The 13,732-nt window shown below is 69.7% G+C and carries 13 protein-coding genes; 8 read left to right on the top strand and 5 right to left on the bottom strand.

Features of this window, described 5'->3' with window-relative positions:
• The first annotated feature begins 61 nt into the window (after window positions 1-61).
• From HNV26_RS00395 to HNV26_RS00410, 4 genes are all read left to right on the top strand, one after another.
• On the top strand, window positions 62-1,198 hold the full coding sequence (locus HNV26_RS00395; RefSeq protein ID WP_216611667.1) for a hypothetical protein: 1,137 nt from the start codon (window positions 62-64) through the stop codon (window positions 1,196-1,198).
• Between the two features lie 150 nt (window positions 1,199-1,348).
• On the top strand, window positions 1,349-1,672 hold the full coding sequence (locus tag HNV26_RS00400) for an FKBP-type peptidyl-prolyl cis-trans isomerase (RefSeq protein ID WP_011556774.1): 324 nt from the start codon (window positions 1,349-1,351) through the stop codon (window positions 1,670-1,672).
• Between the two features lie 13 nt (window positions 1,673-1,685).
• Window positions 1,686-2,060, top strand: coding sequence for a thioredoxin (trxA, locus tag HNV26_RS00405; protein WP_171440337.1), 375 nt, complete (start codon window positions 1,686-1,688; stop codon window positions 2,058-2,060).
• 193 nt (window positions 2,061-2,253) lie between these two features.
• On the top strand, window positions 2,254-3,489 hold the full coding sequence (locus tag HNV26_RS00410) for a hybrid sensor histidine kinase/response regulator (protein ID WP_171440338.1): 1,236 nt from the start codon (window positions 2,254-2,256) through the stop codon (window positions 3,487-3,489).
• Window positions 3,490-3,496: 7 nt separating this feature from the next.
• Here HNV26_RS00410 and HNV26_RS00415 read toward each other — a convergent pair whose 3' ends face one another.
• Window positions 3,497-4,384, bottom strand: coding sequence for a hypothetical protein (locus HNV26_RS00415; RefSeq protein ID WP_436410023.1), 888 nt, complete (start codon window positions 4,382-4,384; stop codon window positions 3,497-3,499).
• A 116-nt stretch (window positions 4,385-4,500) separates the two neighbouring features.
• Here HNV26_RS00415 and HNV26_RS00420 point away from each other — a divergent pair, with 116 nt between their 5' ends.
• Together HNV26_RS00420 and HNV26_RS00425 are read left to right on the top strand one after the other, a co-directional pair.
• On the top strand, window positions 4,501-6,957 hold the full coding sequence (locus HNV26_RS00420; RefSeq protein ID WP_171440340.1) for a TonB family protein: 2,457 nt from the start codon (window positions 4,501-4,503) through the stop codon (window positions 6,955-6,957).
• Window positions 6,954-7,793, top strand: a complete 840-nt coding sequence (locus HNV26_RS00425) for a hypothetical protein (RefSeq protein WP_171440341.1) — start codon at window positions 6,954-6,956, stop codon at window positions 7,791-7,793. Before HNV26_RS00420 ends, HNV26_RS00425 begins: the two co-directional genes overlap by 4 nt.
• Window positions 7,794-7,800: 7 nt before the next feature.
• Here the strand turns inward: HNV26_RS00425 and HNV26_RS00430 are convergent, their stop codons facing one another.
• On the bottom strand, window positions 7,801-9,048 hold the full coding sequence (locus tag HNV26_RS00430; protein ID WP_171440342.1) for a sterol desaturase family protein: 1,248 nt from the start codon (window positions 9,046-9,048) through the stop codon (window positions 7,801-7,803).
• A 65-nt stretch (window positions 9,049-9,113) separates the two neighbouring features.
• Between HNV26_RS00430 and HNV26_RS00435 the strand changes: the two genes are divergently transcribed.
• Both HNV26_RS00435 and HNV26_RS00440 read left to right on the top strand, forming a co-directional pair.
• Window positions 9,114-9,701 (top strand): Crp/Fnr family transcriptional regulator, encoded by a 588-nt coding sequence (locus HNV26_RS00435; RefSeq protein WP_171440343.1) that lies wholly within the window; start codon window positions 9,114-9,116, stop codon window positions 9,699-9,701.
• Between the two features lie 43 nt (window positions 9,702-9,744).
• A complete protein-coding gene (locus HNV26_RS00440) occupies window positions 9,745-11,064 on the top strand; it encodes an MFS transporter (RefSeq protein WP_171440344.1) in 1,320 nt (439 codons plus the stop codon).
• 1 nt (window position 11,065) lies between these two features.
• On the opposite strand, the gene HNV26_RS00445 is transcribed toward HNV26_RS00440, so the two are convergent.
• The 3 genes from HNV26_RS00445 to HNV26_RS00455 all read right to left on the bottom strand — a co-directional run bounded on the left by HNV26_RS00445 (window position 11,066) and on the right by HNV26_RS00455 (window position 13,612).
• Window positions 11,066-12,049, bottom strand: coding sequence for an Ig-like domain-containing domain (locus HNV26_RS00445; RefSeq protein ID WP_216611668.1), 984 nt, complete (start codon window positions 12,047-12,049; stop codon window positions 11,066-11,068).
• A gap of 108 nt (window positions 12,050-12,157) precedes the next feature.
• A complete protein-coding gene (locus tag HNV26_RS00450; protein WP_253816016.1) occupies window positions 12,158-12,859 on the bottom strand; it encodes a hypothetical protein in 702 nt (233 codons plus the stop codon).
• A 117-nt stretch (window positions 12,860-12,976) separates the two neighbouring features.
• Entirely contained in the window at window positions 12,977-13,612 is a 636-nt protein-coding gene (locus HNV26_RS00455) for a hypothetical protein (protein WP_253816018.1), read from the bottom strand.
• Window positions 13,613-13,732 lie beyond the last annotated feature (120 nt).

Consider the following 13,732-nt stretch of genomic DNA (forward strand, 5'->3'; position numbering starts at 1 on the left):
CCTTGCCGGACGTCGCGCGGGAAACAACCTTCATGTCTGCCACTCGACGACGGAGGCATGGATGAAAGCGAAGATTCTGGCGGGCGCCGTTGCGGCGCTCATGTACGGAGGCGTTGCTGTTGCCAATGACGGCGACTGCCCGCCACCACAGGCCAGCACCAGCCAGGGCCCGCAGGACGCGATGGTGGCCCAGGCACAGCAGGACGACCTGGGCGGTGATGACCTGCTGCAGGAGGACGACACCCTCATCCTGGAGACGGAGCCCGTTCCGGGCGTCTCCGGTCAGCAGTCGCAGGACAGCATGGGCATCGGCGGCAGCGGCCAGCAGCCCTCGAACGTGCAGGGCGAGGTCTACATGAACGTGCCCGTCCGCTGCGAGCCGGTAGGCCAGCAGGGCATGGGCGGCAGCGGCCAGAAGTCCATGACGCCGCCTCCCGCCGCGCCCCAGGGCACGCATGACAGCGAGCAGCTCATGGTGCCGCCGGCGCCGCCGTTGGGCACGGGCGGCAGCGGGCAGCCTTCCTCGAAGCCTGTCTACCCGGAGCCGGAGTCCGCGTACCCGCCTCCGGAGGACGCCACGGGCGGTAGCGGCATCGCCACGACGCCGCCTCCCTCCAACTTCCAGCCGTCGGCCGAGCGCGCCGAGCCGATGAAAGCGGAGAAGCACGAGGAAAAGAACAAGATCAAAGGCCTCTCGGTGATGCTGGGCGGTGGTGTGGAGGGCTACACCGGCGCGCTGGCTCCGCAGCTCAGCCCCGGTGCCACCGCGGGCGTGCGTGCCGCCATCAAGCCGTCCAAGGTGCTGGGCCTCGAGCTGGGCTACACGGGCGCGCTGAACAACATCCGCCACGCGGAGACGGGCGCGAGCGGACCGGACCTCGTGCGTAACGGCGGTCAGGCCGTCCTGACGCTGGGCATCGCGCCCACGGCGTGGCAGCCGTACCTGCTGGGCGGCATCGGCATCAACGACTACAACTTCCGGGGCGGTGAGTCCCTGGGGTACCGCGATGACACCGTGGGCAACGTGCCCGCGGGCTTGGGTCTGCGAGGCCACGTCGGCCACTTCGTCGTGGACGCGCGCGCCAACTACAACTTCCTCTTCGACAAGGACTTCGCCCCGGGCATCGATCGCGGCGGCGAGGACTTCAAGGGAGGCGGCAGCTACCAGGGCACGGTCAGCGTCGGCGGTACCTTCTGACGCGAAGATGAAGCCCCAGGTGGTTCGAGCAGGAATCGGTGGCGCGGTGCCCGGTAGCCAACGGGCCCGCGCCGCCGTGTTTTCCAGGGGGGCATGGGCGCCGGGGTCGCGCTAAGGTGCCGTCCTTTCACGCGGTCAGAGGAGCGTTGGATGGGTTTGAATGTGGAAGACGTGAAGGTGGGCACCGGCACGGAGGCAACGGCCGGCAAGTCCGTTACCGTGCACTACGTGGGGACGCTGACCAGCGGCTCCAAGTTCGATAGCAGCCGGGACCGGGGCCAGGGCTTCACGTTCCGCCTGGGCGCCGGGCAGGTCATCGAGGGCTGGGACAAGGGCGTGGCCGGCATGAAGGTGGGCGGCGTGCGCAAGCTCACCATCCCGCCAGAGATGGGATATGGCGCGCGAGGGTTCCCGCCCGTTATTCCCCCCAACTCCACCCTGCTGTTCGAGGTGGAGCTCCTGGACGTTCGTTGAAAGCGAGGACCTGATGGCGGCGGTCGAAATCACCAAGGACAATTTCAAGGAGACGGTGTCCAAGCAGGGCATCGTCATCCTGGACTGGTGGGCGTCGTGGTGCGGCCCCTGCCGTGCCTTCGCACCCATCTTCGAGCAGACCTCGAACAAACATCCGGACATCGTCTTTGGGAAGATTGATACGGATGCCCAGCAGGAGCTGTCCGGGGCGTTCGAGATTCGCTCCATTCCCACGCTCATGGTGTTTCGTGACGGGATTCTCCTGTTCGAGCAGCCCGGAGCGTTGCCAGCCGCCGCGCTGGAGGACCTGCTCAAGCAGGTGAAGGCCCTGGACATGGAGCAGGTCCGCAAGGAAGTCGCCGCCAAGCGCGGTGAGCCGCAGGCCTGACGGCTGCTACCAGGTGCCGGGTGGGGGCCGGTGGCATGTTCGCCGCCGGCCACCCGCTGTGTTTCAGGGCTCGTGCACCTGGGGGCTGGAACGTGAGGGCTCCGGGGTGTGTTGTCGGAGCGTGGCTCGCATCGGTCGTGCCCGGATGGGGCGGCTGGCGGGGCCGCGTATTCCCACCTCACACCTGGATTCGATGCCGCATTCCGTAATTCGAGACCCGCCGGGTGAGGACACGCCGCGCGCGCGCATCCTCCTAGTCGACGATACGCCCGCCAACCTGCTGTCCCTGGAGGCCATCCTGGAGCCGCTTGGCCAGGAGCTGGTGCTGGCCCGCTCCGGCGAGGAGGCGCTGCGCGAGCTGCTGCGAGGAGAGTTCGCCTGCATCCTCATGGACGTGCAGATGCCAGGGCTGAATGGGCTGGAGACGGCGAATCTCATCCGGGCGCGTGAGCGCACGCGCTACCTGCCCATCCTCTTCATCACCGCGTTGAGCCGCGAGGCGGCCTTCGTCACCCGGGGCTATGCCCAGGGGGCGGTGGACTACCTGCTCAAGCCCGTGGACCCGGACATCCTGCGCGCCAAGGTGCAGGTCTTCGTGGCGCTGCACCTGCGCGGCGAGCAGGTGAAGCGGCAGGCGGTGGAGCTCGCGGAGCGGCGCCGGTCCGAGGAAGCGGCGCAGCGGGCCTCCGAACTGGAGCAGCAGCTCATGGGCATCGTCGGCCACGACATCCGCACGCCCCTCTCCGTCGTGCTGACGACGGCGAAGAGTCAGCTCGCCATTGGCGCGTTGGAGCCGGCGCAGCAGAAGGCGTTCGAGCGGGTGGCGCGCAGCGGCGAGCGCATCCAGCACATCGTGGACCTGCTCACGGACTTCACCCGCTCGCGGCTGGGGGGCGGCATCCCCGTCATCCCTCGGGCGGGCGACCTCAACGAGCTGTGCCGCGAGGTGGTGGACGAACTGCAGGTGGCCCGGCCGGGCCGCATCATCCGGTGCGACTTCTCACGCGACAGCCTGCACGGCGTCTGGGACCTGGAGCGCATGGGGCAGGTGGTGGCCAACCTGTTGGACAACGCCTTGAAGTACAGCCCGGAGCCGTCCGCCGTCTGCCTTGCCACCTGGGAGAAGCCGGACGCCGTCTTCCTGGAGGTCCACAACGAGGGTGCGCCCATTCCTCCCTCGCTGCTGCCGCACCTGTTCGAGCCCTTCCAGCGGGGCGAGGACTCGCGGGAGCGGGCCCGCACCAGCCTGGGCCTGGGGCTCTACATCGCCCGGGCCGTCGTGGAGGCGCACGGGGGGCGGCTGACGGTCCGTTCCTCGGAAGCCGAGGGCACCACCTTCCGGCTCTGTCTGCCCCGGCGGGCGGACGTACGGTTGCCCGCCGGCGGTGCGAGCGGCGCGGGGACCTCTCCCGCGCCCATGACGGCGTGACGCGCCGTCACTTCACCACGGTGCAGACGCCGCCGCCGTTGAGGTGGGCCTGATCCACCACGCTCTGGGTGATGAACTCCTGGAGCGTGCGCACGTCGAACGCGCCGGGCTGGTAGATGACGGGCTGGCCCTGGGCATCGCGCAGCTCGTTGCCGTCGCGGCCCCGGAGGTCGGTGAGCTCCTGCGTGGCGAGCCCCCCGGGGGTGATGACGTGGTCCTCGCCCGCGGTGGCGGCGATGGCCTCGAAGCGCAACTGCACGCCCCGGTGCGTGCCCAGCCGGTCGTAGAACATGTGCTCGGCGTGGATGGTGATCTCGGGCCGGGCCACGGAGCCCTCGGGGACGATGATGCCCTGCGTGCCGTCCGCGCCGTTGATGCAGTTGTTCATCAGCGCATTGACGGGGAAGCCCATGCGGAAGCGCAGCACGGGCTCGTTCTGCTTCGTCGCGTGGCCTTCCACGAAGTAGCTGAAGCCGCGCTCGCGCATCATCGCGAGGTCCTCCGCGGAGACCTGTCCGTCCACCCGCTCGGTGCGCGCTTCGGGCGGGCTCACCCGGAAGCCCACGTCCCAGCGGCCCGCCGGAACGCCCGTCAGTTCCACCAGGGGGATGTCGCCCTTCTGGATGTCCACCAGCACGTGGCGGCTGCTGCTGTGGGTTTCGCCAGCCGCGGAGGTGAGGGTGACGTCGCCCAGCGACACCAGGTAGCGGGTGAACTGGATGGACCAGCCATCCTGGAAGAGCGTGTCCGGGAGTCCACGCTGCGTGCCATCACCCCCACTCATCGTGACCTGGACGTCGCCCGTGGCCACGTTGTCACAGGCCGTGCCCGCCAGGCCCCACACCATCAGGGCCGCACACCACCACTTCCGGGACTGCCGTCGCTTCGCGCTCATGCAATAGATGGTTAATTGCAACATGGTTGCGAGTCAATCGGGGTGTGGTGTATCTGGGGTGTGGATGCAACCCGGATGCATGACTTCCGCCCCAGGGCGGGTCGCTCCGGAAACTCGTGAGGTCATCACCCGTGTGGATTCCGACTCTGGTGCTCTGCGTGCTGAGCGCCACGGGCGAGTTGCCTGTGACTCCACCCGTTCCGCTGGATGCGCCTGGGCCCGTGCTGCCCACGGAGGTGCCTCCGCCCGAGGTGCCCGTCACCGTCCTGCTGCGGCTCACCATCGACCGCATGGGCGAGGTGTCCCAGGTGGAGGTGCGGCAGTCCGCTGGCGTGGCGTTTGATCGCGCCGCGATGAGTGCCGCGCTGCGCTGGCGGTTCCAGCCGGCACGGCGCGGCGAGGAGGCCATCGACGTGCGGGTGGATGTGCCCGTCACCTTCGAGCCGCCGGTACAGGTCCACCCCGTCGAGCCCGTGGCGCCGCAGCCACCATCCTTCTCCACCACGGTCCGTGGCGCCTCGCAGGCACCGCCGCCGGTCGCCGTGGGCGACTTCCACATTCCGGTAGGACAGCTCGCGGACGTGCCGCGCCGCTCCGCGTCGGACCTGATGTTGCTGGCGCCCGGCGTCATGCTGGCCAACCACGGCGGCGAGGGCCACGCGGAGAGCATCTACATCCGAGGCTTTGACGCGGGAGAGGGCAAGGACGTGGAGCTGCGCCTCAACGGCGTACCGCTCAACGAGGTGTCCCACGCGCACGGCCACGGCTACGCGGACACGTACTTCATCATCCCGGAGCTGGTGGAGTCCCTTCGCGTCACCGAGGGACCCTATGACCCATCCCAAGGCGACTTCGGCGTGGCGGGCACGGTGGAGTACCAGCTCGGGCTGGCGCGGCGCGGCCTCACCGCGTCCCTCTCCACGGGCAGCTACGCCGCGCGGCGGCTGTCCCTGCTCTGGGGGCCGCCGGAGGCCAGTGAAGCCACCTTCGTGGGACTGCTGCTGCGTCAGGGCCATGGCTTCGGCCCCAACCGCTCCTACGCCAACGCGGGCGTCATGGCGCAGGTGGAGCTGCGCGTCGGTGACGCGTCCCGGCTGCGCCTGTTCGGCACCAGCTATGGCTCGCGCTTCGCATCGCCGGGCGTGGTGCGGGAGACGGACGTGGTGGACTCCCGGATGCCGTGCGCTCCGGATGCGGACTCGCAGTTCTTCTGCTCCTACGGCCCCAACCAGGGCGGCGCGGGGCAGCGTCACATCCTCTCCGCTGAGCTCCAGTCACGGCTGAAGCGCGGCGGGCGCTTCATCCAGCAGGGCTATGTCGTCCTGCGGCAGACGCGCATCCGTGACAACTTCACGGGCTTCCTGCTGGACACCCCCCCGCCGGATGGAGCGCGCCAGCGCGGTGACAACGCGGAAGGGTACTACCGCGGCTCCACCATGGGCCTGCGAGGCCGCTACACCCCGGGACTGACGCTGTTGGGACAGGCGCAGCCACTGGAGCTCGGCTATGTGGCCCGCTACGACGACGTGCGCACGCGCTCGCGCCGGCTGAGGGACAGCGGCGGTGTGCCCTACGCTACCGTCTTCGACAACCAGGTCCGCACCACGAACCTCGGCGCCTACGCCGCGTTGCGAGCCGCCCCCGTGTCGTGGCTCACCCTGCGCGGCGGCGTGCGCCTGGACACCTTCCTCTTCGGTGTGGACGACCACAACCGGCCCACCGGGGACCGCGAGGGTCCCCGCCTCCCCGACGAGTCCCTGGAGGCCTACGGCTTCTTCGCCAGCCCGCGCGCCTCCGCCGAGATTCGCCTGACGCCCCGCCTCACCTGGCTCACCAGCGCGGGCCTGGGCGCGCGCTCCAGCGACGCCGCCGCGCTGTCCGACGCCGAGCTGGCGCCCTACGCCCGCGTGGCCTCGGGCGAGACGGGACTGGGCTGGCGGCTGGACGGGCCGCTGGCGCTGGAGGCACGCGGCGCCTTCTTCGCCACGCGCGTGTCGCAGGACTTCGTGTTCGACGAGACGGTGGGCCGCAATCAGCCCGTGGGCGCATCACAGCGGCTGGGCGCCTTCATCAGCGCGCGCGGGACGTTGCAGGACCGGGTGGACATCCAGGCCTCGTTGGCCTGGGCGCGCGCCACGCTGCCGGTGCCCGGGGGCTCGGCATGGAAGCTGTGGGATGGGACGGTGATGCCCTACATCCCGGAGCTGCTGGGCCGCGTGGATGCGTCGCTGCGAGGCACCACCCGCGTCGCGGGTCAGCAGGTGGACTGGAACGTGGCCCTGGGACACAGCGCCATTGGCCCCCGGCCCCTGCCGCTGGGCCGCTACAGCGCGCCCATCTTCCTGTTCGACGTGGGCACGCGGGCCCGGTGGAAGGCGGTGGAGTTGGGCCTGTCGGTGGAGAACCTGCTCGACACGCGCTGGCGCGAGTCGGAGTTCAACTACGTGTCCAACTTCCGCGGTCCGGATGCGCCCCCGTCACTGATGGCCACCCGTCACTTCACCACGGGCGCGCCCCGCACCTTCATGGGCACGCTCACCCTGCACCTGGACCTCCAGGAGGACTCGCCATGACGTCCCCGCTGCACACCACCCGCCGCGCCTTCACGTGGATGTTGGGCACCGCGCTCGCGGGAGGCGCGTCCGCGTGTGGCCTCTCCGGCACGGGAGGCCGCGGCGTCACCTTCCGCATGGGCCTGCGCACCGCGAAGGCACCCGGGGAGGAATCGCTCGGCGAGTTCACCACCGACACGGGCTGGCGCATCCGCCTTTCGTCCGGGGTGATGGTGCTGGGCCCCATCTACATCTTCGAGAATGCCTCGCCGCTGGAGCCCACGGCCTTGTCGCCGCGCGTCCTGCGACGGCTGGGACAGTGGTTGCTGCCCACCGCGCACGCCCACGACGGGCACTTCTTCTCCGGCGGAACGGTGCTGGGCGAGTGGGACCGCGAGGTGGTGTTCGACCTGCTGGAGGAGGCGGGCGAGGTGCGGGAGCTGGGGCGCTCGCCGGGCATCGCCGGGCTGGCGCGCTCCTTCTCGTTGCTGCTCCAGCCGCCGTCCCGGGCCCTGGGCGCGGAAGGGGCGGCGCTGGGAGGCCGGTCGATGATTCTGGAAGGAACCGCCTCCCGGGAGGAGACGCACGTTCCGTTCCGGGTGGCCCTGGACTTCCCGCCGCCCGTCGAGCTGCAACGCGTGGACTTCGTGCCCATCGCGGCGGAGCTCGACGAGGGCGGCCGCTTCGTCGTGGAGGTGCAGCCGCACCGCTGGTTCGAGGGCGCGCACTTCGACCGCGTGACGGTGCCCGAGGGCGGCGAGGTGGTGGACCTGACGCCCGACACGCAGGTGTACCGGGCGCTGACGCTCAACGTGCGCCGCTACACGGCCTTCGCCGGGACGTGGGAGCCCGCCTGACGCGCGTTCAGCGCGAGCCCTGCGGCACGGGCGTGGCGCCCTGGCTGGCGCCGCGCACCACCCCCAGCCAGACGAGCGACACGCCCAGCCACGCCGCGCACAGCGCGGTCCAGCTCTGCGGCGCGGAGGCGTGCATCAGCCACCACGTCACCGCCGCCCCCATGCCGAGCACCCGCCCCAGCTCCAGCGGCAGGCTCCAGCGCCGTGACTCCAGCATCCCGCTCCACGCGGTGGCCATGGCCCAGAAGAGCAGGCTGAGCACCAGCTTCTGCCAGCCGGACAGCGGCGAGGCGTGGTGGCTCACCAGCAGCATGAAGGGCATCGCCGCCAGCAACTGGAACACGAGGTAGCCGCGGACGCCGGGCAACTCGGTGGACTGGAACTTCAACTCCACGCCGTCCTTTTGCCAGCCGACGGAGGGGCGCGGCGGCAGGTCCGCGGGCCGCCATCCGGTGGGCATCACCCAGATGCGCAGCCGGTCCCAGTGGCTCCTGGTGGCCACCGCGTCGCTGACCAGCTTCGCCCATGCCTGGAAGTTGATGACGGTGGGGTCCCAGGTGTTGGGCGGGGAGGTGAGGCCGTAGGAGCACGCCTCCTTTTCCTCCTCGAAGGTGCCGAACAGCTTGTCCCAGATGATGAGGAAGCCCGCGTAGTTCTTGTCGATGTAGATGTCGTTGCGTGCGTGGTGGACGCGGTGGTGCGACGGCGTGTTGAGCCAGGACTCAATCCACCGGGGCATCTTCGGGATGACGCGCGTGTGGGGGATGAACTGGAGCACCAGGTGGAAGGCCACCATGGCCAGCACGGCCTCGGGCGGGAAGCCCACCAGCACCAGCGGCCAGTAGAAGAGGAACGAGAAGAGGCGCTGCGTCACGCTCGCGCGCAGGGCCACCGCGTAGTTGAGTTCCTCGGTGGAGTGGTGCGGTGAATGGGCGGCCCAGCCGATGTTGGTGCGGTGCCCGAAGCGATGGAACCAGTAGAAGAGGAAGTCCACGCCCAGGAAGAGCGCCACCAGCTCCAGCGGCGAGGACGCACCCAGCTGCCAGGGCGCGAACTGCCCCAGTTGGATGAAGAGCGGGAGCACCAGCAGCGCCACCGCCACGTTGACGCACTGGTTGAGCACCGCGGTGCCCATGCTCGCGATGGAGTCCTGGAAGGCGTAGTACCCGTTGCGCCGGATGACGCAGTAGGCGAATTCTCCCAGCGCCAGGACGATGACGAAGGGCGTGGCCACGGCGTAGACGTTGATGCTCATGCCGCCGGTGTATGGCGCCCGGAGGAAGGCCGCCTTAACCTGGGTTAAGCCCAGGTGCCTTCCGCTTGAGATACCCGAAGCTCTTCGAGCACATCACCGCGCTCGCGCCGCTTCCCGCCAGCGAATGGCTGAAGGCGGAGACGTTGGCGCGGGAGCAGGCGCTGGACAAGCGGGCGCTCTTCCTGCGGCCGGGCGACGCCGCGGACCGCTTCGGGCTGGTGCTCCAGGGCGTCTTCCGCGCGGTGCGCGTCTCCGCTCGGGGCGAGGAGTCCATCAAGGCCTTCCGTGCCGAGGGTGAGTTCATTGGCGCCTACGCGGAGATGTTGCAGGGCCAACCCTCCATGACGGCCATCGAGGCGCTGGAGCCGGGCCGCGTGCTGGCCTTCCAGGCGAATGACCTCCAATCGCTGGAGACCGGCCACCCCTGCTGGGCCCAGCTCGCCCGGCGAGTGGCGGAGCGTCACTACCTCCTGAAGGAGCGTCGCGAGCAGGAGTTCCTCGACCTGTCCGCGGAGGAGCGCCTGGAGCGCTTCTGGCAGGAGCATCCCCACCTGCACGGGCGTGTCCCTCAGCGGGACGTCGCGGCCTACCTGGGCATCACGGAGGTGGCCTTGAGCCGCATCGTGTCACGGCGCCGCAAGCGGGCGGAGTGAGCGCTGCGGCGCGGTCCATGGTTTCATCGAACGCCGACCCGCCATGTCCTCCCTCCCACCCTCGCAGGACCTCCCGCAGCGGCCATTGACCCGTGAAGACGCCCGGACGCTCACGTTGGCGGCGCTGGGTGGCGCGCTGGAGTTCTACGACTTCATCATCTTCGTCTTCTTCACCAAGGTCATCGGCGAGCTCTTCTTCCCGCCCGATACGCCGGAGTGGCTGCGACAGCTGCAGGCCTTCGGACTGTTCGCCGCGGGCTATCTGGCGCGCCCGCTGGGCGGCATCGTGATGGCCCACTTCGGAGACCGGGCGGGCCGCAAGCGCATGTTCACGTTGAGCGTGTTCATGATGTCGGTGCCCACGCTGCTGATTGGCCTGCTGCCCACCTATGAGACCGCGGGCTACGCGGCGCCCCTGGCGCTGCTCCTGCTCCGCGCGGTACAGGGCGCGGCGGTGGGCGGTGAAGTCCCGGGGGCCTGGGTCTTCGTGTCGGAGCACGTGCCCACGCGCAGGGTGGGGCTGGCGTGCGGAACGCTCACCGCGGGCCTCACGTTCGGAATCCTGCTGGGCTCGCTGGTGGCCACGGCGGTGAACTCGCTGCTGGGCCCCGAGCAGGTGAATGCCTACGGCTGGCGAGCGCCCTTCGTCATCGGCGGCGTGTTCGGCTTCCTGGCGGTGTTCCTCCGCCGGTGGCTGGCGGAGACGCCCGTCTTCGAGGAGCTGCGGCGGCGCAAGGCGCTGGTGCGGGAGCTGCCGCTCAAGGCCGTGCTGCGAGGCCACGGTGGCACCGTGGTGATGTCCATGCTGCTCACCTGGGTGCTCACCGCCGGCATCGTCGTGGTCATCCTGATGACGCCCACGTTGATGCAGACCCTGCACGCAATCACCGCCACGCAAGCGCTGGTCGCCAGCAGCGTGGCCACGCTGAGCCTCACGTTCGGCTGCGTGGCGTATGGCCTGCTCGCGGACCGGGTGGGCGTGGGGCCGTCGCTGGGGCTGGGGTGCGCGTTGATGCTCTCGGCGACGTATGCGCTGTACCTGGGCGCGGCGTCATCGCCGGAGGCGCTGGTGCCGCTGTCCGCGCTGGCGGGCTTCTGCGTCGGCGTGGTGGGCGTGGTCCCCACCGCCATCGTGCGCGCCTTCCCCGCTCCGGTGCGCTTCTCGGGGCTCTCCTTCTCATACAACATGGCCTACGCCCTCTTCGGCGGGCTCACCCCGTTGGTCGTCACCTTGCTGATGAAGGCGTCGCCCCATGCGCCCGCGCACTACGTGGCGGCGGTGAGTGTCATGGGCGTGGGGATCGCGCTGCACCTGCTGCGCGCGGGGCGGGGCTCGGCGCTGCACCCCGCCACCGAGCGCTGACTCAGTAGCGTTCGAAGACGAAGGTGAACGTCTCCCGCTCCGTCGGGCCGAAGGTGAGCCGGAGGAAGCGGTCGCCGCCGGGCGCGGTGAACTTCAGCGTGTGGGTGATGGCGGGCAGGCAGACGGGCCGGGCGGGCTCCAGCGCGGAGGCGACAGCGTCCTCGCCTTCCGTCATGTCATGCACCGCCACCGGGATGGCGTGGTTGAGGTACAGGACGACGGGCTCGTCCCGGCGCTCTCCCGACACGACTTCCGTGTAGCCCAGGAACGACGTGCCGCTGGCGGGGAGCGTCAGGCCGTAGAGCTCGTGGGAGGTATCCGTCGCGGGGTAGATGGTGGGGGAGGCGCTCGCGGTGACGGGCACCGGGCTCTCCAGCAGTGCGTGGGCGCAGGCGTGTTCGGCGGTGCCGTCACGCCGGCCGGTGGTGAAGTCCAGCCGCCCATCACCGAGCCCCGCATGCGACGTGTCCACCGCGCGGCCCCCCGCGCCGCGCAGCGCGCCGAGCTCCAGGGTGTACGCCGTCTCCTCCTCCAGCGGCGGCAGGTCGGATTCGGGCCGGGGGATGGCGACCGAGAGCGTCAGGTCGTCCTCGGACCAGGTGCCCGTCAGCGTGCGAGGGGCATTGGCCGGCGTCGTCCGGTCGACGAGCGTGACATCCGCCGCCGTGGTGTCCATGGGCGTGTCGAAGGTGAGCGTGACGAGCTTGCGCACCCCGGTGGTCGTCGCATCCGCCTTGAACAGCTCCACGGGCAGGACGTTCGTCTCTCCCTCCGAGGGCGTGGAGCCGATGACCGCGGGGCCCTGGACCGGACCCGCGTCGGGCTGTGTTCCTGCATCGGGCTGCCTGCCCGCATCGGGTTCGCTCCCCGCATCCGGGCGGGTGCCCGCGTCCGGCGTCGGAGGGACGGGGTCGTCAGTGTCACAGCCGGCCAGAGCCAGCAGGGCGCACGTGGCGAGCAAGGTGGAGGTGGCTGCGGTTCGCATCGGAGGGCCTTGGAGGGAGGGGAGAAGGGCCGGGGCGCCCCCCGAGGTGAGCGGGGCGCCCCGGTGGAGGGGCTGCGGTGATGCCCAGGTCACCCCGTGGGTGACGGGCTAGCAGTTGAAGATGGCGGGGTTGGTGTCGTCGCAGTCGAAGCGTTGGGTGACGTAGCCCGCGGGCGCCTCACACGCGAAGCGGTAGAGCGGGCTGTTGGCGCCGTAGCCATCTCCGTCCGCGTCCCGGTAGTAGCGGCCGCGGTTGTCATGCAGGTACTCGGGCACCATGCCGACCGAGCTGGTGGGCGCGGTGATGTTCAGCTCGTAGGTGTGGCCGACCGTGAGGTCGAACACCCGTGCGTGGTGCAGCGTGCAGGTGCCCTCGGTGATGCCGTTGGTGCTGACCAGCGCGGTCAGGGTGACGTTGGGCGTGACGCTCTTGTCCACGGCGGTGATGGTGACGTCCTGCGTGGCGTAGAACGCGACGGACTCCACGGTGGAGCCCGCCGAGGCCCTGGTCACGGGGATGTACGTCACCTTGCCCGTGCCGGTGCCGGACAGCGTCACGGTGTAGTGCTTGTGTTGGGGGCTGATGTCGGGCGCCCCCGTGACGCCATTCACGTTCACGTTGTCGCCAGGGTTGGACGCATGGGCGCACGCGTGCGTCGTCATGGCCGTGTTGTCCACGCTGGCGCAGGTGGCCTCCAGGGGATGCTCCTGCTCCGACGTGAAGTCCCGCCCTGTGTCGTCCATGGGGCCGCAGGCGGTCAGCGCCAGGCCGAGGAGTGCACTGCAAAGGGTCCGCTGGGTCAGCTTCATGATGAGGCTTCCTTTCGTGAGCCAGGCGCCGAAATCCGCGAGCGCCGGCAGTCCCCAGTCATGATGCAAACGCAACTTAATTGCAATAACGCGGGAGGTCGGTTCGTCCCGGATGCGTTACTGCGCATGCTCGATGACCATGTGGAGTTCGGGCAGCGACGTGGGGCCGAGTTGGAGCGTGTACTGGATGCGGTCCGTCAGTTCGTAGCCGACCATGTGCTTCAGTTCGTCGCAGAAGCCGCCGGTGGCCTGGGCGCCGGCCTGGGACACGGTGGTGCTGATGGCCGTCTCGGTGAGGGTGACGGGCACGTCCGGGCTGCTCAGGTAGACGACGAAGTTGCCGGTGGCGAAGGCCTTGTAGCTGAACGTCCCCACGTACTGGCCGTTCTCGGGGAGGAGCTTCACCGTGTAGTAGGTGTGGAAGTCGTCCACGCGGGGATGACGGGTGGTGGTGGCGTTGACGGTGACGAAGGGACCGTTCGTCACGTGCCAGCAGGCGTGCTCGCCGTCGTCACCAAAGTCGAAGCCGTCGCCAGGGACGTGGTTCGGGTCCGGAACGCAGGCCAGGCCATCATCGGCGGCAACGTAGCCCTTGCTGCAGTGACACCAGTCGCCTGTGGGCTCCCGGTGGATGTGGCCGTTGGGCTCGCAGGGGTCGCCGGGCTCGATGTGGGCGGGGGCTTCGTCACCACCACAGGCGACGGCCGCCGCGGCACACGCGGACAGGAAGAGGACTCGGAGGGTCGGGCGCATGAGGTACTTCATATGTGTCTCTTGGATTCAGATGCAACTAAAGTGCATTTGTGTCCAGGTGCGCACGAGCGAAGGCCCACGGCGGGAGGAGGACGCTCCCTCTGTGGGCCTCCAAGGCGC

Origin of the sequence: Myxococcus xanthus, from assembly GCF_013116825.1 — a bacterium.
GTDB lineage: Bacteria > Myxococcota > Myxococcia > Myxococcales > Myxococcaceae > Myxococcus > Myxococcus xanthus_B.